This is a genomic window from Ralstonia pickettii, assembly GCF_030582395.1.
Classification (GTDB): domain Bacteria; phylum Pseudomonadota; class Gammaproteobacteria; order Burkholderiales; family Burkholderiaceae; genus Ralstonia; species Ralstonia pickettii_D.
The window spans coordinates 2231072-2251167 of record NZ_CP104381.1 but is presented as its reverse complement, the minus strand read 5'-3'; the positions used below and the strand labels follow the sequence as shown (position 1 = coordinate 2251167).

At 62.9% G+C, this 20096-nt stretch carries 16 protein-coding genes; 8 read left to right on the top strand and 8 right to left on the bottom strand.

Translation table 11 applies throughout. The annotated features are described in order from the left end of the window. The first annotated feature begins 20 nt into the window (after positions 1 to 20). Both pcaD and pcaC read left to right on the top strand, forming a co-directional pair. A complete protein-coding gene (pcaD, locus tag N5B55_RS10950) occupies positions 21 to 833 on the top strand; it encodes a 3-oxoadipate enol-lactonase (RefSeq protein WP_304538183.1) in 813 nt (270 codons plus the stop codon). Further along, positions 826 to 1224: a 4-carboxymuconolactone decarboxylase gene (gene pcaC, locus N5B55_RS10945; RefSeq protein WP_304538182.1), complete on the top strand. Its 399-nt coding sequence runs from the start codon at positions 826 to 828 to the stop codon at positions 1222 to 1224. Before pcaD ends, pcaC begins: the two co-directional genes overlap by 8 nt. A 63-nt stretch (positions 1225 to 1287) precedes the next feature. Here pcaC and N5B55_RS10940 read toward each other — a convergent pair whose 3' ends face one another. After that, positions 1288 to 2265, bottom strand: a complete 978-nt coding sequence (locus N5B55_RS10940) for a LysR family transcriptional regulator (protein WP_065859845.1) — start codon at positions 2263 to 2265, stop codon at positions 1288 to 1290. Positions 2266 to 2385: 120 nt separating this feature from the next. Here N5B55_RS10940 and pobA point away from each other — a divergent pair, with 120 nt between their 5' ends. Next, a complete protein-coding gene (gene pobA / locus N5B55_RS10935) occupies positions 2386 to 3612 on the top strand; it encodes a 4-hydroxybenzoate 3-monooxygenase (RefSeq protein WP_304538181.1) in 1227 nt (408 codons plus the stop codon). Here the strand turns inward: pobA and N5B55_RS10930 are convergent. Next, positions 3590 to 4699 (bottom strand): endo alpha-1,4 polygalactosaminidase, encoded by a 1110-nt coding sequence (locus N5B55_RS10930; protein WP_304538180.1) that lies wholly within the window; start codon positions 4697 to 4699, stop codon positions 3590 to 3592. The genes pobA and N5B55_RS10930 overlap by 23 nt on opposite strands. Before the next feature lie 304 nt (positions 4700 to 5003). Here N5B55_RS10930 and N5B55_RS10925 point away from each other — a divergent pair, with 304 nt between their 5' ends. The 3 genes from N5B55_RS10925 to N5B55_RS10915 all read left to right on the top strand — a co-directional run bounded on the left by N5B55_RS10925 (position 5004) and on the right by N5B55_RS10915 (position 7331). Next, on the top strand, positions 5004 to 5297 hold the full coding sequence (locus N5B55_RS10925) for a hypothetical protein (protein WP_004631110.1): 294 nt from the start codon (positions 5004 to 5006) through the stop codon (positions 5295 to 5297). 347 nt (positions 5298 to 5644) lie between these two features. Beyond that, positions 5645 to 5863 carry a translation initiation factor IF-1 gene (gene infA / locus N5B55_RS10920; protein ID WP_004631109.1) on the top strand — a complete coding sequence of 73 codons (219 nt, stop codon included), beginning with the start codon at positions 5645 to 5647 and terminating at the stop codon, positions 5861 to 5863. Between the two features lie 472 nt (positions 5864 to 6335). Beyond that, on the top strand, positions 6336 to 7331 hold the full coding sequence (locus tag N5B55_RS10915) for a hypothetical protein (RefSeq protein ID WP_154206596.1): 996 nt from the start codon (positions 6336 to 6338) through the stop codon (positions 7329 to 7331). A gap of 131 nt (positions 7332 to 7462) precedes the next feature. On the opposite strand, the gene galU is transcribed toward N5B55_RS10915, so the two are convergent. Then, entirely contained in the window at positions 7463 to 8335 is an 873-nt protein-coding gene (gene galU / locus N5B55_RS10910) for a UTP--glucose-1-phosphate uridylyltransferase GalU (protein WP_037028380.1), read from the bottom strand. A gap of 33 nt (positions 8336 to 8368) precedes the next feature. After that, the gene (locus N5B55_RS10905) at positions 8369 to 11245 is read right to left on the bottom strand and encodes a valine--tRNA ligase (protein ID WP_178960465.1); all 2877 of its coding nucleotides are present in this window, start codon (positions 11243 to 11245) and stop codon (positions 8369 to 8371) included. Positions 11246 to 11397: 152 nt separating this feature from the next. On the opposite strand from N5B55_RS10905, the gene N5B55_RS10900 reads away from it, so the two are divergent. Then, complete coding sequence (locus N5B55_RS10900; protein WP_304538179.1) at positions 11398 to 13758, top strand: UvrD-helicase domain-containing protein; 2361 nt, start codon at positions 11398 to 11400, stop codon at positions 13756 to 13758. 24 nt (positions 13759 to 13782) lie between these two features. Here the strand turns inward: N5B55_RS10900 and N5B55_RS10895 are convergent, their stop codons facing one another. The 4 genes from N5B55_RS10895 to N5B55_RS10880 all read right to left on the bottom strand — a co-directional run bounded on the left by N5B55_RS10895 (position 13783) and on the right by N5B55_RS10880 (position 17142). Then, positions 13783 to 14580, bottom strand: a complete 798-nt coding sequence (locus tag N5B55_RS10895; protein ID WP_027680892.1) for a BPSS1780 family membrane protein — start codon at positions 14578 to 14580, stop codon at positions 13783 to 13785. After that, positions 14571 to 15575: a homoserine kinase gene (locus N5B55_RS10890; RefSeq protein ID WP_304538178.1), complete on the bottom strand. Its 1005-nt coding sequence runs from the start codon at positions 15573 to 15575 to the stop codon at positions 14571 to 14573. The genes N5B55_RS10895 and N5B55_RS10890 overlap by 10 nt, the downstream gene beginning before the upstream one ends. Before the next feature lie 84 nt (positions 15576 to 15659). After that, the gene (locus N5B55_RS10885) at positions 15660 to 16094 is read right to left on the bottom strand and encodes a hypothetical protein (RefSeq protein ID WP_065859838.1); all 435 of its coding nucleotides are present in this window, start codon (positions 16092 to 16094) and stop codon (positions 15660 to 15662) included. A gap of 94 nt (positions 16095 to 16188) precedes the next feature. Beyond that, a complete protein-coding gene (locus tag N5B55_RS10880) occupies positions 16189 to 17142 on the bottom strand; it encodes a TIGR00730 family Rossman fold protein (protein ID WP_102066520.1) in 954 nt (317 codons plus the stop codon). 4 nt (positions 17143 to 17146) lie between these two features. Here N5B55_RS10880 and polA point away from each other — a divergent pair, with 4 nt between their 5' ends. Continuing rightward, entirely contained in the window at positions 17147 to 19960 is a 2814-nt protein-coding gene (gene polA, locus N5B55_RS10875) for a DNA polymerase I (protein WP_304538177.1), read from the top strand. Positions 19961 to 20096 lie beyond the last annotated feature (136 nt).

Here is a 20096-nt window from a genome sequence, read left to right as displayed (position 1 = left end):
ACGTATTCCACGGAGACACCATGCCCTGGCTCGAACACGACAACGTCCGCCTGTATCACGAATTCGATGATGGGCCCGGCACGGGTAAGCCGGTGCTGGTGCTGTCGAACTCGCTCGGCACCAACCTCGGTATGTGGGAGCCGCAGCTCGAAGCATTGCGCCAGCACTTCCGCCTGCTGCGCTATGACCAACGCGGCCACGGACAATCGAGCGTGCCGGACGCGCCGTTTGGCGTCGCGCAACTCGGTGGTGATGTGCTCGCGCTGCTCGACCACTACAACATTGAGCTGGCGCTGTTTTGCGGTCTGTCTATGGGCGGGCTGACGGGCCTGTGGCTGGCCGCGTATCACGGCGAGCGCTTCCCTCGCATGGTCGTGACGAACACTGCCGCGCTGATCGGCACGCAGCAAAGCTGGAACACCCGCATCGCGCAGGTCGAACAGGGCGGCATGGCCAGCATTACGGAGACGGTGCTGGAGCGCTGGTTCACCCAGGGCTACCGCGACGCCAACGCGAACCGCGTCGACATCGTCAAGGCGATGCTGCTGTCCACGCCGGATGCTGGCTACAACGGCAACTGTGCAGCCATTCGCGATGCGGATTTGCGCGCGCATATGCCGAACATCCGCGTGCCGATGCTGGTGATTGGCGGCACGCACGATATTTCCACGCCGGCTGCACAGACCAAGCTCATTGCCGACGGCGTGCCCGGCGCCCAGTACATCGAACTGTCAGCCGGCCACCTCGCCAACTGGGAGCAGGCCGACGGCTACACGAAAGCGCTTGTGAGCTTCTTGACGACCGGCGTTGTGCGCGAGGTTGCCCATGGATGATCGTGAACGCTACGCGGCGGGCATGGAAGTGCGCCGCGCCGTACTGGGCGATGTTCACGTCGACCGTGCCAATGCTGCGCAGACTGAGCTGACGGCTCCGTTTCAGGACCTCATCACGCGCTACGCGTGGGGTGAAATCTGGACACGCCCCGGCTTGCCGCGCCACACACGCAGCCTGCTGACGATCGCCATGATGGTCGCCCTCGGCCGCGACGGTGAGTTGCGCCTGCACCTGCGCGCTGCCGCCAACAACGGCGTTACGCGCGACGAGATTCAGGAAACGCTGCTGCAGGCGGCAATCTACTGCGGTGTGCCGGCGGCCAACCATGCCTTCCATCTGGCGCAGACGGTGTTTGCCGAGATGGATGCGGAGCACGCTGCAAAGAGGTAATGGCATCGCCCCCGGGTCGGCACGCAACACATCGGGCAGACCCGGCAATACCCGTCCGATCGATTACCTTGTGTTCTTCCGTTGGGCAGGCCGATGGCCGGGTTCACGCCATTCGTCCGCCTCATCGTTGAACAGCGACGACACGAGGGCCCGGAGCCATTGGCTGCGGGCGTCATTGTGAAACTTGCGATGCCAGTGCTGCTTGAGATCGAAGCTCGGCAGCTCCAGCGGCGGTTCCATCACGCGGATGTTGGCGTGCGATTGCATGAACGACAGTCCGACGGCGTGCGGCACCGTCGCAATCAAGTCTGTGCGCGCGAGGATGAACGGGATGCTCATGAAATGCGGCGTGAGTAGCGCTGGCGTCCGTCGGATGCGCTTGCGTTCCAGAAACCGTTCGTACAGTTCCTGGCTGCGGCCCTCTGCGCGCACCACGGCATGTCCGTATTCCAGAAACTGCGCCATCGACAGCTTCGTATTGCCGCCGCGCGTGACGGGATGGTCAGCCCGCACGATGCACGTGAAGTAATGCGTAAACAACCGCTGTTGGAAAAAGTTGTTCTTTTTCAGGTCGGGGAAGTAACCGACGGCCAGGTCAAGCGAACCGGTCTCCAGCGCGCGCTCGATCTGCGCCGGCGGAAGCGATACGGACTGCACCGAAGCCCGCGGCGCCTGCCGTGCCATCGCCTCGACAATGCGCGGCAGAAAGACCATCTCGCCTACGTCGGACAACGAGATCGAGAACGTGTGCGTGGTGGTGGCCGGATCGAACGCGCCGGTCTCAAGAATGCCTTCCTGCACACGGGCCAGCACGTCGCGCGCCGCGGGAATGAGCGCCAGCGCCCGTGGCGTCGGCTCCATGCCCCGCGAGGTGCGCACGAACAGCGGGTCGTCGAATGCCGCGCGCAGCTTGCCCAGCGCCGTGCTCACGCCTGGCTGGCTCATGCCAAGCTGTTGCGCGGCCATGCTCACGCTGCGCGCATCATGCAGCGCCAGCAGGATCGGCAACAAGTTCAGATCGAAGTTGGGCAGGGTGGACATGGCAATCGCACTATCTGAATCGGCGATACAGTTTATCGACAATATTGCATTGTGCGATATCAAGGCACGCGCCAACAATGGTTGCCAGTACGATTCCAAATCCATCCGGAGACAACCATCATGCGCACCCAGGTCGCCATCATTGGCGCAGGTCCGTCAGGCCTTTTGCTCGGACAGCTTCTGCACCGCAACGGCATCGACGCCGTCATCCTCGAAACCAAGAGCCGCGCGTACGTTGAAGAGCGCATCCGCGCCGGCGTGCTGGAGCAAGGCACGGTCGACGTGCTCAACGAAGCGGGCGTGGGCGAGCGCATGCGGCGCGAGGGGCTCGTGCACCACGGTATCGACTTGCTGTTCGGCGGCAAACGCCATCGCATCGATCTGACGGCGATGTCGGGCGGCCGCTCGATCACGGTCTATGGGCAGCACGAGGTGGTGAAGGATCTGATTGCCGCACGCGTGCAGCAGGGTGCGCCGCTGTTGTTCGATGTGAGCGATGTGTCGGTGCACGACATCGAGTCGGCCACGCCTTCGGTGCAGTTCGTCCACGACGGCGTGCCGCAGACATTGCAATGCGATTACATCGCCGGCTGCGATGGCTTTCACGGCATCTGCCGGCAGGCGATTCCCGCGCAGCGGCAAGCGGTGTTCGAGCGCGTCTATCCCTTTGCGTGGCTTGGCATCCTGGCGGAAGCCGAACCGGCGGCGGAAGAGCTGATCTACGCAAACCATGATCGCGGCTTTGCGCTCTTCAGCATGCGTTCACCCAAGATCACGCGGCTTTACCTGCAATGCAAGCCGGACGAGAACCTGGCTGAATGGTCGGATGCGCGCATCTGGGACGAGCTGCACACGCGCCTGGAAAACAACGACGGCTGGCGCCTGAAGGAAGGTCCGATTCTGCAGAAGAGCGTCACGCCGATGCGCAGCTTCGTCTGCGAGACGATGCAGTACGGGCGCCTGTTCCTGGCAGGCGATGCTGCGCACATCGTGCCGCCTACAGGCGCGAAGGGCATGAACCTCGCCGTTGCCGACGTGCGCGTCCTGGCACAGGCGCTCACGGCACGCTACAAGCAGAACGACACCACCCAGCTTGCAGGCTACGCCGAGCGCTGCCTGCAACGCGTCTGGCGCGCGGAGCATTTCTCGTGGTGGATGACGTCGATGCTGCATCGCTTTGACGACCACACGCCGTTCATGCAGAAGCTGCAGCGCGCCGAGCTGGACTACGTAACCAGCTCAGCGGCCGGCGCGCGCGTGCTGGCCGAAAACTACGTCGGCCTGCCGTTTGCCGATGCGCCGGCCGGTGCGTCGTTGAGCGTGCTCAGTAATTCCAGGGCGGCGTAGTCGTCGGCTTGGACAGCGCAATGCGCGAGACCAGCGGGCGGAAGCCTTGCCCGCGCGACGCCGTGTAGACCTTCTGCGCGTTGGTGGTCTTCAACGCGTAGTCGATCGTGAAGACGGGCACGCTGCCGGCGCAGTATTTCTGCAACTGTTCGATCGTCCATTGCGTGTCGGCGGTGCTCGCAGCCTTGTCGCCACCGGAGGCGCTGCTCCATGCGGCGCCGGAGCTGCCGCCGAACCACGTATCTTCCTGTGAGATGCCATCGATCGTTGCCAGCAGCGTTGACTCGCCGACGTCGTCAATCAACGACGACGCATTTTGCTGGATCACCGCGAACTGCGGATTGATGGCGCGGCCGGCCGCACGGATCTTGGCGATGAAATCCACCATGGCCTTGGCCGGATCGATGCCTGCCGCCAGGGCCGCGTCTGCCACAGAAGGCTCGGCGTACGCCTCGACCCAGTCCAGATAGACGCCATCGAATCCCTCGCGCGCCAGTTGTGCGACGGCGCCGTTCGGCCCGAGCCAGAGCGCTTGCCAGCGCGGGTCCCAGAACGCGACCGGATAATCGCCGGCCCAGCCATCGGGGTCGGCCTTGATGATGAAGTCAGGAGTGCCGGGCCCGCTCGCTGTGGGCGCCTTCCAGCTCGATGTCCAATAGGTGCGGAAGTCTTCGGCCTCGCCAATGTCGATGTAGGCGAGCACCTTGCGCGCGGAGCCGTCGGGCTTGGTGCGCAGGCGCGCCACCATGTCGACGGTGTTGAAATTCTCCAGCCCCTTGACGGTGTTGTTGGCCTCGATCACCAGCATGTCGTACGGCTGGGCGTCCAGCGCATCGATTTGCGCGCTGGTCGTCATGCCCTGCAACTGATACATCCAAGTTTGCACGCCTGCCAGCGGCGAGGTGCCGTTGACTCCGCAGGCAAGTGTGGTGGCTGCGGCGGTTGCAGCTACCGCCTTCGACTGTGCGGTCGCGGCGTTGGAAGCAGCGCTGGCTTGCGGGCTCGATGACGAGCCACCGTCACCACCACCGCAGGCAGACAGCATCAGCCCGGCACACGCCAGGGCAATCAGAGAGATCAGGCGCATCGTCATTCTTGAAAGGGTCGGAATTGGTGCGTTGCGGGTGACGGCGGGCACCCGTTTGAATGCCGTGGCAAGCACCAATTCAAGCTAGCACAATCCGATTGCGCCGTACCCTGCCGTGGAGGGTGGCGATGTGAAACTTCTTCAGACCAGCCTTCGTGGTGGTGCCGAAAGCGTGGCCGGGCAGGCGGGCGTGTGCCCATTGCACCGTGCCCGCAGTCAAACGTTGCCGTCGCTTTCATCGCCATGCAAAACGCACGGGTGTATAGTCAGACAGCACTCGACGTTCAAGAAGGGGGCATTTCAGATGGACACATCGCCGGCGGGCCAATACAAAGGCTTCGACATTTATCCGTTGGCTTTCCAACATGAACGCACGGCACGCTGGCCCGAGGCCAGGGAGGATCGCAGCTACAACGCAGCCGTGATGATCTGTCGGGCAGGGGAGTCGCCCGAACCCGGGCAGACCCAGGTCTTCCGCCTATCGGGGGACCGGCAATTCAGCAATGTGGGCGCTGCGCGCATTGCTGCGCTGCGCTTCGCTGAGAGCATCATCGATGGCGACGTTCCTGAACTGTCGCTTCCTGCTGACGGGGCGTGAAACCGCGGAACGCGCCCGTGGTAGAATAGTGGGCGAATCCGGCTCTCCGCCGGGCCAGTCATGGCCGGTGGCGGCTGAGTCCAGCACCGGGGAATACCCCGCGCCGAGTCGGGCGGCGCGCATCTGCGACCGCCACCCATCCTCGCTCTTGCTTGCACGAAGCGGCGCACGCCACAGGTGGGCGTACTTTATGTTTCGTGCAACTCGGTACCCCCCAGGCCCGCTGTCCGGGCAGATGATCGCGGCGTACCGCTGCATGCTGGTCCAGGCGTGCGGCGTGGTTCGGGTGGGTCATCACATCATTGCAACCATCGGCGCAGCCGCGTGCTGCATACAAAGGAACAAGTTTGGCCAAGGAAGAACTGATTGAATTTGAAGGGGTGGTGTCTGAAGCACTTCCCGACAATCGTTTTCGCGTGCAACTGGAAAACGGCGTGGAAATTTGGGCTTACGCATCGGGCAAGATGCAGAAGCACCGCATCCGTATTCTGGCGGGCGACCGCGTGAAGCTGGAAATGTCGCCGTACGACCTCACCAAGGGTCGCATCAATTACCGGCACAAGTAAAAACGGCTGTGCAGGCAAGACGTCCGTCCAGCGGGCGTTTCAAAGAAACCGCGTGTCCTGTAGACCCGCGGTTTTTTTATTATTGTTGCGTAAGCAGCGTTAAATTTCGTTGATCTCCCGGCAACATTCGGTATCATCCCGCTTGGCTGCCGACGGGGGGAACACAGTTGGCAGCCAACTGAAGTGCAGGGCTTGTTATATTTTTCAAGCCGCGAGCAGCCCTCGGGTGTGCCCGCGCCAGCTGTACCAGTCCATCAATAAGCGCACGGCCGCTGATCGATCCATCGACTCAGCAGGACCTCTAATCGCGCATCCATTCGCCGACCGGGGCGTCATCTGACGCTCGCACCCGTTCGGTGTTCAGTGTGTCAAAGAAGTCACACCACATCGGGATACCGCACAGGTAGGACGGCGCTTGTCCATCGACGTACTGGGCGTAAGGTTTTTGCGTCCGAGGGAATAGAAAATCACAATGTTGGAAACCAAGAAAGCAGCACAGAGAGCGGCGCGCATGAGCCTGCGCGCTTTGGTAGGTCTGACGGCGGCGGTGACGCTGACAGGTCTCGGAACCCAAACCGCCTCGGCGCAGGCCACGCGTCCGAAGGCACCGATCTATGGTGTCACGGTTGACGACGTCAGCAACATCAACGCGATCGTGGCCTCGCTCACGCATTTGCCGTACAAGCCGACCGTGCGCGTGGTCTTTGACCCGGGTATGTCGGCTGCGCAGTACTACCCGGCGCTCGTCAAACTCCATGCTGTCGCCTACGTGATGGGCGAGATCATGGATTCGTACTACTTCCCGAGCGATCTGCAGACGTACACCGACCGTACCAACGAGTTGGTGGGCACGCTGAAGAACGTAGTGGACGTGTGGGAGATCGCCAACGAGATCAACGGGGAATGGCTGCGCGCGGACTCGACCGGCCCGAACTCGGTAGCCGCGAGCGAGGAGCGCGATATCGGCAACATGGTCGCGGCGGCGCATGACATCGTCAAAGCTGCAGGCGGCCTGACCGCGGTCACGATGTACTACAACGACGACGGCAAGGGCACGAATTGCTACGAGCTGCCGATGGACTCGTGGCGTACCTGGGCACAGACGTATCTGCCTGCACGTGTGCGCCAAGGTGCTGACTACGCGCTGTTCAGCTACTACCCCTACCAGGACTGTCCCGGTTTGCATCCGACGTGGGCAAACGATTTCAAGTTGCTCGAAAGCATCTTCCCGGTGGCAAAGGTGGGCTTCGGCGAAATCGGCACGTCCAGCACATCGGCTCCGGCATCGGTGCAGCAGAACCTGATCAAGTCGTACTACCCGATGGGCACCACCACGATGGCGGGCGACCCACGGTTTATCGGTGGCTACTTCTGGTGGAACTACGCTGAACAGATGCTGCCGTACAGCAGCAGCTCTTACTGGAGCCTGCTGAGCAACACCATCAAGCCGTTGGCAGCACCGCGATAAGAAGGGCTGCAGCCTCTCCTCGCAAAACGGGTGGAACTCCGCGCCGGACGGACGGGACACGATCCGGCAACAAAAAACCCGCGCCAGCTTAAGCTGCGCGGGTTTTTTCTATGGTGATGCGCGCGTTGGACTCAGCCGCGCGCAGCCAGATAGGCGCGGAATTCGTCCGCGACTTCCTTGTGCTTGAGCGCCAGTTCCACCGTGGCCTTTAGGTAGCCCAGCTTGCTGCCGCAGTCGTAGCGCACGCCCTTGTAGCGGTAGGCCAGCACTTGTTCGGCAGACAGCAGCGATTGGATGGCGTCCGTCAGCTGCAACTCCCCGCCCGCACCGGGCTTGAGGTTGCGGATGTGGTCAAAAATGCGCGGCGTGAGGATGTAGCGGCCCACCACGCCGAGGTTGGACGGCGCATTTTCGGGCGCCGGCTTCTCGACAATGCCTGACATCTTGATGACGCTGCCGTCTTCTTCCCACGGGCGGCCATCGACCACGCCGTACGAACGGCTCTGCACGGGGTCGATTTCTTCCACGCCGATCACCGAGCAGTTGTAGTGCTCGTACAGGTCGACCATTTGCTTCATGACGGGCGGGTCGCCGTCCAGCAGGTCGTCAGCCAGGATGACGGCGAAGGGCGCATCGCCGACGAGCTTTTCGGCGCATTGCACGGCGTGGCCGAGCCCCAGCGCTTCCGGCTGGCGCACGTAGAAGCAATCCACATGCGACGGCTTGATCGAACGCACGACCTCCAGCAGCGCGGTCTTCTGCTTCGCTTCGAGTTCGGCTTCCAGCTCGTAGGCCTTGTCGAAGTGATCTTCAATGGCGCGCTTGCTGCGGCCGGTCACGAAGATCATCTCGGTGATGCCGGCAGCCATGGCCTCTTCCACCGCGTACTGGATCAGCGGCTTGTCCACGACCGGCAGCATTTCCTTGGGGCTGGCCTTGGTGGCCGGCAGAAAGCGGGTTCCGAGCCCCGCGACGGGGAAAACGGCTTTGGTGACGCGTTGCATCGTGGTTTCCTTGATATCGATTGTTCTGGGCGCTCAGGCCGCCTGCACCGGCAGCCGTGCGATCTGGGCTTCCAGCTTGACCAGCGTGGCTTTGAAATCGGTCACACGCTTTTGTTCCTGTTCCACTACGGCAGCCGGTGCGCGGGCGACGAACGATTCGTTGCCCAGCTTGGCTTCGCACTTGGTGATCTCGCCGCGCAGGCGGTCGATTTCTTTCGACAGGCGCGCATGCTCGGCGGCCACGTCGATCTCGATCTTCAGCAGCAATTTGTTCTCGCCAACGATGGCGACCGGTGCGCCGGCGCCGTCCTGTTCCATGGCGGCGGCGTCCGTGTAGACCTTCACCTCAGACAGCTTGCCCAGCGCTTGCACGTACGGCGCCGCCACTTGCAGGAAGTCGGCTTCGCCATTGGCGTACAGCGGCACGCGCTGCGCGGGGGAAATGTTCATCTCGCCGCGCAGGTTGCGGCAGGCGTCCACCAGCGCCTTCAATTGCTGCACCCACTGCTCGGCCTGCTCGTCGATCTTGGACAGCGCGGCGCGCGGGTATTCCTGCAGCGCGAGGCTTTCGGTGCCGTCGCCCTTGGCGCGGCCCGCCATTGGCGCAACCTTCTGCCAGAGTTCTTCGGTAATGAAAGGAATGATCGGATGCGCCAAGCGCAGCACGGTTTCCAGCACGCGCAGCAGCGTGCGGCGTGTGGCGCGCTGCTGTGCCGGTGTGCCGGTCTGGATCTGCACCTTGGCCAGTTCCAGATACCAGTCGCAGTATTCGTCCCAGACGAACTTGTAGATGGCGTTGGCGATGTTGTCGAAGCGGTAATCGGCAAAGCCTTTTTCCACTTCGGTTTCCACGCGCTGCAGCAGCGAGACGATCCAGCGGTCCGCCTGCGAAAAGTGCAGGTAGCCTTCGGGGCCGCAATCGCCGACGCATTCCTGCATGCCGCAATCCTGGCCTTCGGTGTTCATCAGCACGAAGCGCGTGGCGTTCCAGAGCTTGTTGCAGAAATTGCGATAGCCTTCGCAGCGGCTCGGGTCAAAGTTGATGCTGCGGCCAAGCGTGGCGAGCGAGGCGAACGTAAAGCGCAGCGCGTCGGCACCGAATGCCGGAATGCCGTCTGGGAATTCCTTGCGCGTGCGTTTTTCGACCTTGGGTGCATCCTTGGGGCGGCGCAGGCCGGTCGTGCGCTTGGCCAGCAGCGGCTCCAGCGCGATACCGTCGATCAGGTCCACCGGGTCGAGCGTGTTGCCCTCGGACTTGCTCATCTTCTTGCCTTCCGAATCGCGCACAAGGCCGTGCACGTAGACGGTGTGGAAGGGCACTTCGCCGGTGAAGTGCAGAGTCATCATGACCATGCGCGCCACCCAGAAGAAGATGATGTCGTAGCCCGTGACGAGCACGGTAGACGGCAGGAAATGCTTCAGTTCCGGGGTGTCGGCCGGCCAGCCCAGGGATGAGAACGGCACCAGCGCCGACGAGAACCAGGTGTCGAGCACGTCGTCGTCACGCGTGAGCGCGCCGGTATAGCCCTTGGCGGCTGCTTGCGCTTTCGCTTCTTCTTCCGTGCGCCCCACATACACGTTGCCGGCTTCGTCGTACCACGCCGGAATCTGGTGTCCCCACCACAGTTGGCGCGAGATGCACCAGTCCTGGATGTTGTTCAGCCACTGGTTGTACGTGTTGACCCACTGCTCGGGAACGAGCTTGATCTTGCCGCTCTGCACGGCGTCCAGGGCCACTTCAGCGATGGAGCGGCCCGGGAAGCGCGTGCCTTCCGGTGCCGGCTTGCTCATGGCGACGAACCACTGATCCGTCAGCATCGGCTCGATGACCACGCCGGTACGGTCGCCGCGCGGCACCATCAGCGTGTGTTTCTTGACTTCGGCCAGCAGGCCTTGCGCTTCGAGGTCCTCGACGATCTTCTTGCGCGCGTCGAAGCGATCCAGGCCAGCATAGGCGGCCGGCGCGTCGGCAACGATCTTCGCGTCGAGCGTCAGGATCGACAGCTGCGGCAGCTTGTGGCGCTGGCCCACTGCGTAGTCGTTGAAGTCGTGGCCCGGGGTGACCTTGACCACGCCGGTGCCGAATTCGCGGTCGACGTATTCGTCGGCAATCACCGGAATCTTGCGATCGGTCAGCGGCAGGTGGACGAACTTGCCGATGAGGTGGGCGTAGCGCTCATCCTCGGGGTGCACCATCACGGCCGTGTCGCCGAGCATCGTTTCCGGACGAGTGGTGGCCACCGTCAGATGGGTCAGGCCATGCACGGCATCCGGTTCGGCCAGCGGATAGCGGATGTGCCACAGCGAGCCTTCTTCCTCCTCGCTCACCACTTCCAGGTCGGACACGGCGGTGCCGAGCACCGGATCCCAGTTGACGAGGCGCTTGCCGCGGTAGATCAGGCCCTGCTCATACAGACGCACGAACACGTCGCTGACCGCGCGCGACATCTTCGGGTCCATCGTGAAATATTCGCGCTCCCAGTCGATCGAGGCGCCCATGCGGCGCACCTGACGGGTGATGGTCGAGCCCGATTGCTCCTTCCATTCCCACACCTTTTCGACGAACTTCTCGCGGCCCATGTCGTGGCGCGATACGCCCTGGGCATCCAACTGGCGTTCGACGACGATCTGCGTGGCGATGCCCGCGTGGTCGGTGCCCGGTACCCACAGCGTGTTGGCGCCTGACATACGCGCGTGGCGCGTCAGGCCGTCCATGATGGTCTGGTTGAACGCGTGGCCCATGTGCAGCGTGCCCGTCACGTTCGGCGGCGGGAGCTGGATACAGAAGTCGGGCTTGCCAGCTTCGAGCGTCGCACGGGAGACGCCCATCGCTTCCCACGCTGCGCTCCACTTTTGCTCAATGGTGGTGGGTTCGAAACTCTTGGCGAGGGCTTGGTTTTGATCGGTCATGCTGACAGGGCGCGCAAGCGGCGTAAAAAGACGTTTGGCCCAGGAAAATGGCGGGCGAAAGCATGGAATTATACGGCGTGTCGATGTCCGGCACGGGCGAAGCGGCGAATGCGGCCGGTATAATTTCAGGATTCTGCCGAGGCCCCTCCCGCATGTCTGACCTGCTCGCCAATCTGAACCCCGAACAACGCGCTGCCATCACGCTTCCCGATGAATCGGCGCTGATCCTGGCGGGGGCGGGCAGCGGCAAGACGCGCGTGTTGACTACCCGCATCGCGTGGCTGATTCAAAGTGCGCGGGTGTTGCCGTCGGGTGTGCTGGCCGTCACGTTTACGAACAAGGCAGCCAAGGAAATGACGGCCCGCCTGCAGGCCATGCTGCCGATCAACACGCGCGCCATGTGGATCGGCACCTTCCACGGCCTGTGCAACCGGTTGCTGCGCGCGCATTTCCGCGATGCTGGTTTGCCGCAGACGTTCCAGATTCTGGATACGCAAGATCAGCTGTCCGCCGTCAAACGCCTGCTCAAGTCGCTCAATATCGACGACGAGAAATTCCCGCCCAAGAACGTCCAGTACTTCATCAACGGGGCCAAGGAGCAGGGCCTGCGCGCGGGCGATCTGGAAATCGCCAACGAATACGACCGCCGCATGGCCGACCTCTACGCCGCTTACGACGCGCAATGCCAGCGCGAAGGCGTGGTCGATTTTGCCGAGCTGCTGCTCCGCTGCTACGAACTGCTGCGCTACAACGACGCCATCCGTGCGCACTATCAACGGCGTTTCAAGCACATCCTGGTGGACGAGTTCCAGGATACGAACAAGCTGCAATACGCCTGGCTGAAGATCCTCGCCGGCCTGGGCGAGCCTGGTGTCACGCCCAACGCCATCTTCGCCGTGGGCGACGATGACCAGAGCATCTACGCGTTTCGTGGCGCCAACGTAGGCAACATGGTCGACTTTGAGCGCGAATTCCGCGTCGAGCACCGGATCAAGCTGGAGCAGAACTACCGCTCGCACGGCCATATCCTGGATACCGCCAACCACCTGATCTCGCACAACACGCGTCGTCTGGGCAAGAACCTGCGCACCGACGCCGGCCATGGCGAGCCGGTGCGCGTCTACCAAGCTGCGACGGATGGGCAGGAGGCCGGCTGGATTGTCGATGAGATCCGCGACCGGATTGCCACCGGCATGTCGCGCTCGGAAATCGCCATCCTGTATCGCAGCAACGCGCAGTCGCGGGTGATCGAGCACGCGCTGTTCTCGGCCGGCATCCCGTACAAGGTGTACGGCGGCCTGCGCTTCTTCGAGCGTGCGGAAATCAAGCACGCGCTGGCGTATCTTCAGCTTCTTGAGAATCCCGACAATGACGCGGCCTTTGGTCGCGTGGTCAATTTCCCGGCGCGTGGCGTCGGGGCGCGCTCGCTGGAGCAGCTGCAGGATGCGGCGCGGCTCTATGGCATTTCGCTCGCGGCGGCGGTGCCGTATCTGACGGGGGCGGCGGGCACCAAGCTGTCGGCGTTTGTCCGTCTGATCGAACAGATGCGTGCCGACACGCGCCAGATGACGCTGCCTGAAATCGTGCAGCACGTCATTCACGCCAGCGGCTTGATCACGCATTACCAGGGCGAGAAGGAAGGTCAGGACCGCATCGAGAACTTGCAGGAACTCGTGACCGCGGCCCAGGCCTTCGTTGCCGAAGAGGGCTACGGCGTCGACGCGATTGCGACCGCGCTGCCCGTGCGCCACGACGCCATGCTGCGCATCGAAGGCGGGGAGACCGATACCGCTTCTGAACTGGTGACCGACGAGACGCCCGCGGAGATGACGCCGCTGGTGGCTTTCCTCACGCATGCCTCGCTGGAAGCCGGCGACAACCAGGCCCAGGCTGGCCAGGATGCCGTGCAGATGATGACCGTGCATGCGGCCAAGGGGCTGGAATTCCACGTCGTCTTCATCACCGGGCTCGAAGAGGGCTTGTTCCCGCACGAAAACAGCCAGATGGAGAAGGACGGCCTTGAGGAAGAGCGCCGCCTGATGTACGTGGCGATCACGCGTGCGCGTGAGCGGTTGTATCTGTCGTTCGCGCAAAGCCGCGTGCTGCACGGGCAGGTCCGCTACCACATCCGCTCACGCTTCTTCGATGAACTGCCTGAGGACACATTGAAGTGGCTGACGCCGCAGCACGCCGGCTACCAGGCGACGCGCCGGGTGCAAGGCGATTCCGCCTGGGGCAAGGATTGGTTCAAGCGCCCGGAGCGTGGCGACGACGATGCCTACACCGGCCGCCCGACTGGCGGCATGGACACCGGCAAAAACTACGCCGATGCCAAGCGCGCAGAGGCCACCGGCTTCCGCGTCGGCCAGTCGGTGTTCCATAACAAGTTCGGGGAAGGCGTCATCACAACGCTGGAAGGCGAGGGCGCCGAGGCGCGTGCCCAGATCAAGTTCAACCGCCACGGGGTGAAGACGCTGGCGTTGGGTATCGCCAAGCTCGACCCGATCAACTGAACGCCGATCGGGTCGTCGGGCCGATCAGGCCGTCGTGTCCGTCGTCTGGCCGGCGGCTTGCGTGACGTTGAAGCAGCCGCGGTAGGTGGCATAGAACGAGCAGTACAGCACCGCCATCACCAGAATCCGGTATGGCGTGGCAATGATGGGCGCGATGTTGTTGGCACCGCTCGACGCGAACAGCGCATCGATGAACAGCGGCACCGCGATCAGCAGGATTGCTACCAAGACGCCGTACGCGATGAACGCAGCGCGATTGCGCCACACGGCCATCCAGCTGAAGAACAGCGCCTTGCCCACCGGAATGCCGTGCCATGCCACCAGCAACGGCGCAAACCAGAACAGCACCGCCACGGGGATATACAGCACCGAGCCCATCACCATGGCGAGGTAGAACTCGCGGATCGCGTCCGTTGTGAGCGGCTTGTCGGTGACCACGGTCATCAGCGTGTCGACATCCACCATGGTCATCAGCACGCCGCTGACCACCAGCACCAGCACGCCGTAGATGCCGCCAAGCTTGAGCAGGGCGCGCATCGCATCCTTGCCATATGCACGAAAGCCTGCAATGAGCGACGCGGGCCCGACGCGCTTGCCCGCCACCGTATCGCGGCAGGCCGACATGAAGCCCACGAAGATGGCTGGATTCACGAGCAGGATGGCGAACACACCAATCGGCGGCACCAGCAGCATCAGCAGGTTGACCGCAAACAGGTAGATGAACAGCAGCAGCAAGAACCCGATCGGGTTCTTACGAAACAGCCACGCACCCTGGCGCAGCCAGACGTAGCCTTGCTTGGCCGGTACTTCAATCAGTTGCATGGTTGGGGAAGATCCAGAGTCAGGCCACTCGCGCCAACCCGCGCGCGCAGCACGCGCTCGAAGTGGGTGGGGTCATGCGGCTTGAGCAGTTCGGCATCGCGCGGGAGATAGAAATCCCACAGGCGAGAGACCCAGAAGCGGTACGCCGCGGCACGCAGCATGTCTTGCCAGTGCCGCGCTTCCGTATCGGTAAACGGGCGTACAGCGTGATACGCGCTGAGCATCGCATGTGCCCGCTCGGCATCCAGCACGCCTGTAGCCAGGTCGATGCACCAGTCGTTGACGGTGACGGCCACGTCGAAGAGCCACTTGTCGACACCGGCAAAGTAAAAATCGAAGAAGCCGCCGAGCCGTTCCGGTTGGCCGGCGGTGGCCGGCTCGAACAGCACGTTGTCGCGAAAGAGGTCGCAGTGGCACGGACCTTCGGGCAGCGTAGCGTAGTCGGCGCTGGCGAAGAAACGTTGCTGGTGCGCGAGTTCGCTTTCGAGCAGCGCGCGCGTGTCGCCGTGCACGAACGGAGCGACATCGGGCACGACTTCGTTCCACCACGGGAGGCTGCGCAGATTTGGCTGATGGCGCGGATAGTCGCGTCCGGCCAGATGCATGCGGGCGAGCATGTCGCCCACGATGCTGCACTCCGACACCGTGGGCGCCAGGTTCGAGCGGCCCGCCAGACGCGTGACGATGGTCGCCGGCTTGCCGTTGAGCGTGCGCAGGATTTCGCCGTCGCGGCCGGCAATCGGTGCAGGCACGCTGATGTCGTGCTGCGCCAGATGCTGCATCAGATACAGGTAGAACGGCAGTTGCTTGAGCGTCAGCCGCTCGAACAGCGTGACCACGTATTCGTGCGTCTGCCCGTCCTTTTCCGTGGTCAGGAAGAAATTGGAGTTTTCGATCCCGGAGGGGATGCCGCGAAATGCGCGCACGGCGCCCACATCGTATTGATCCAGCCAGAGAGCGATCTCGGCGTCGGAGACCGGGGTGAAAACAGCCATGCTTCAGGAACGGGAAACGGGTGGAGGGAAGGGCAGCCGGCCCACCAAGGGGCCGGGCAGCAGATGCCGCGATTGCGGCACCGGTTAAAACTTCAGGACGTTGACCGAGGGAACGCGGTCAATATCGCCGCGCTCGCGGATACGCGGCGAGCTGTCTTCAGGTTTGCTGAGGTTGTAGGACGTGCCCATGCCGGACTTGACATGGATGTCCGGCGCCTGGCCCTTCTGGAAGCGGTATTCCTCGACCTGCGTACCGTCGTTGTCGCGGTAGTCGAAGCTCGGCTTGACGCGCTCGTTGTGGATCGCGCCGTGCGTCGGCTTGGAAATCGGCTGATTGTTGATGGCCTTGACGTCGGGCAGGTCCAGACCGGCGCTGTCGGAAGTCACCTCGGCATGCGCGGGCAGGGCGAGGCCGAGGCAGAAAGCGGCCCCTGCCAGCAGCCCAGCGTGGCGCATCAGGCGCGCGGCATTGGCAAACCCGGAGGGGACGGCGGCGGACGGGTGAAGCAGCGAATCCATCATGGACTCCGGCGGGTGATCTGTGACCCTACATTCTAGCAGTCCGGCCTCTCGCCATCGTCCGTTCATGTGGCGCCGAATGTCACACCCGAGGTTACAGATAGAACATCTCTTCCTTGGGCGGAATCGGCGAGGTGCCTTCGCGCTTTTCGTAGAACTCGTAGACGGCATCAAGCGCATCCTTGGGTTCGTCGACGATGCGCATGATGTCGAGGTCGTGCTCGGCGATCAGACCCATCGGCAGCAACGTAAAGCGGAACCAGTCCAGCAGACCCTTCCAGAAGTGGCTGCCGAACATGATCACCGGCACACTGCGCGATTTGCCCGTCTGGACGAGCGTGAGCACTTCAGCCAGTTCATCGAGCGTGCCGAAACCACCAGGCATGACGATGAACGCGTCCGAATTCTTCACGAAAGTGACCTTGCGCGTGAAGAAATGGCGGAAGCGCATCGAAATGTCCTGGTATCGATTGCCCTGCTGTTCGTGCGGCAGTTCGATGTTCAGGCCGACGCTTGCCGACTTGCCAGCGTGCGCGCCTTTGTTGGCCGCTTCCATGATGCCGGGGCCACCACCGGAGATGACGGCGAAGCCCGCATCCGAGAACAGCCGGGCGATTTCGATGGTGCGTTCGTAGTACGGCGAATCCTCGCGCAGACGCGCGCTGCCGTAGATGGAGACGGCCGGTCGGATCTCCGAGAGGTACTCGGTTGCCTCGATGAACTCTGCCATAATCGTGAACATCTGCCAGGAGGCGCGCGCTTTCTTTGCGGTAGCGCGTTCTTCGTCGGCGAGTGCCCGCAGGCTGGGGATCATCTTGCGATCGGTACGGCCATGTGACACGTCTGCTTTGGGCTCATGTTCAACGCCCACTGTCACGTTGACGTCCATGTCGGCCGTGGTGGCCTGGCGCGAGGGGCTTACCCCGGTCAGTTCAGCCGCCGACACCTCGGCCGAGGAAGCGCCAGCAGCCTGCTTTGCCACGCCGCCTTCTGCGGAAGCGCCATTATCGGAAACGCCTTTTGGCGTTCCAGTCACTTTAGAGTCCATGGGAATGTCGGAAAGTCAAGAAACGCTGTTGCTCGTCGATGGCTCGAGTTATCTGTACCGTGCCTATCACGCACTGCCCGACTTGCGAAACGGAGAAGGGTTTCCTACGGGGGCCATCTACGGCATCGTGAACATGCTGCGCAAACTGCGCAACGACTATCCGGCCAAGTATAGCGCTTGCATTTTCGACGCCAAAGGCAAGACCTTTCGCGACGACCTCTATCCGGCCTACAAGGAGCACCGCGCGCCCATGCCGGACGACCTGCGCGCGCAGATCGAACCCATCCACGAAGCCGTGCGGGCATTGGGTTGGCCGATTCTGGTGATCGAAGGTGTCGAGGCCGACGATGTGATCGGCACCCTGGCTGAACGGGCTGCTCGCGAAGGCGTTCGGACCATCGTCTCAACGGGTGATAAGGACCTCGCCCAACTGGTGAATGACCACGTGACCCTGGTCAACACCATGACCAACGAAACGCTCGACCCGGCCGGCGTGCAAGCCAAGTTCGGCGTGCCGCCGGAGCGCATCGTCGACTATCTCTCTCTGATTGGCGACACCGTGGACAACGTGCCGGGGGTGCCCAAGGTGGGCCCGAAGACCGCGGTGAAATGGCTGACTGAATTTGGCTCGCTCGACAACGTCATCGCGCGTGCAGGCGAGATCAAGGGCGTGGTGGGCGAGAACCTGCGCAACACGCTCGAGTGGCTGCCAAAGGGTCGCGAACTGCTGACTGTGAAGCTCGACTGCGACCTCAGCAAAGAAGTGCCGACATTCGATGCACTGATCGACGGCGGCGAAGACAAATCCAAGCTCGTCGATTTCTTCTCTCGCTATGGTTTCAAGACGTGGCTGCGCGAGGCCTCTGGCGAGGCGCTGCCCGATACGCGCAGCGTGGGTGCCGCACGCAAGGCTGCAACGCCCGTGAAGAATTACGCCGGCGAGGCGGCACAACTGCAAGCACAGGCCAATCTGTTCGATGTGGAAGCGCCGCCCGATGAGATCAAGTACGAGACGGTGACGACCGAGGCGCAGCTTGAATCGTGGATGCAACGCCTGGACGAAGTGGATCTCGTCTGCATCGATACCGAGACGACGTCCATTGACCCGATGCTCGCGCAGTTGGTGGGCATTTCGCTGTCGGTCAAGCCGGGCGAGGCTTGCTACATTCCGGTGGCGCATCGCGGGCCGGATGTGGCCGGGCTCGATGCAGCGGCGCAACTCCCGCGCGACACGGTGCTCGCGCGCATGAAGCTGTGGCTCGAAGACGAATCACGCAAGAAGGTCGGCCAGCACCTGAAGTATGACGCGCATGTGTTTGCCAACCACGACATCGCGCTGCGCGGCATCGAGCACGACACGATGCTCGAATCGTATGTGCTGGAGTCTCACCGCAATCACGGCATGGACGCACTGGCCGAGCGCGTGCTGCATTTGAAGACGATCACTTACGAGGCCGTGTGCGGCAAGGGCGCATCGCAGATCGGCTTTGACGAGGTGCCGCTCGATCGCGCGACCGAATACGCGGCAGAGGACGCCGATATCACGCTGCGCCTGCATCGCACGTTATTCCCCAAGGTGGCCGAAGACGACAAGCTGCGCTACGTCTACGAGCAGATCGAAATGCCGACCTCCATCGTGCTGCAGAAGATGGAGCGCAACGGCGTGCTGATCGATGCTGACCGGCTGGCCAAGCAGAGCAACGAACTGGGCTTGCGTCTGATCGAGCTGGAAGCCGAGGCGCACAAGCTTGCCGGTCAGCCGTTCAACCTCGGTTCGCCCAAGCAGATCGGCGACATCTTCTTCAACCAGATGAAGCTGCCGGTCATCAAGAAGACCGCAAGTGGTGCGCCGTCGACCGACGAAGAGGTGCTGCAGAAGCTGGCCGAAGACTATCCGCTGCCGAAGCTGCTGCTCGACTACCGGGGCCTGGCCAAGCTGAAGTCGACCTACACCGACAAGCTGCCGAAAATGGTCAACCCGCGCACCGGGCGGGTCCACACCACCTACGGTCAGGCGACGGCGGTGACGGGGCGTCTGGCCTCCACCGATCCGAACCTGCAGAACATTCCGGTGCGTACGGAAGAAGGGAGGCGCATCCGCGAAGCATTCATCGCGCCGGAGGGCAGCGTCATCGTATCGGCGGACTACTCGCAGATCGAGCTGCGCATCATGGCGCATCTGTCGCAGGACGAAGGCCTGATGCGCGCGTTCCGTGAAGGCCAGGACGTACACCGCGCAACGGCTGCCGAGGTGTTCAACGTGACGCCGCTGGAGGTGACGCCGGACCAGCGCCGCGTGGCCAAGGTCATCAACTTCGGTCTGATCTACGGCATGAGCGCGTTTGGACTCGCCAGCAACCTTGGCATTGGACGAGACGCCGCCAAGCTTTATATCGACCGTTACTTCGCCCGCTACCCCGGCGCCGCTAACTACATGGAAGAAACCCGCCAGAGCGCGCGCGAGCAAGGCTACGTGGAGACGGTCTTCGGCCGTCGTCTGTGGCTGCCGGACATCAACGGCGGCAACGGCCCGCGCCGCCAGGCCGCAGAACGCGCCGCCATTAACGCGCCCATGCAGGGCACGGCGGCTGACCTGATCAAGCTGTCGATGCTGGCAGTGCAAGGGTGGCTCGAAGCCGAAGCGATGCGCTCGCGCCTGGTCATGCAGGTGCACGATGAATTGGTACTGGAAGTCCCGCAGGACGAGCTTGCAGTGGTGCGCGAGCGCCTGCCGGAGTTGATGTGCAGTGTCGCAACGCTGCGCGTACCCCTGGTGGCCGAAGTCGGCGTAGGCGCGAACTGGGAAGAAGCACACTGACGCGATCGCATGCCGCGCCAGAGCCGCGCCGTGAAGCAACGCTCCGCGCCACTTTGCCTGCCGAGGCAGCCTGCCAGGGCCTGGGCATGCGGTTGCCATGATTCGCCATATCCATGCGTGCGGGGTTGCGGTGAAT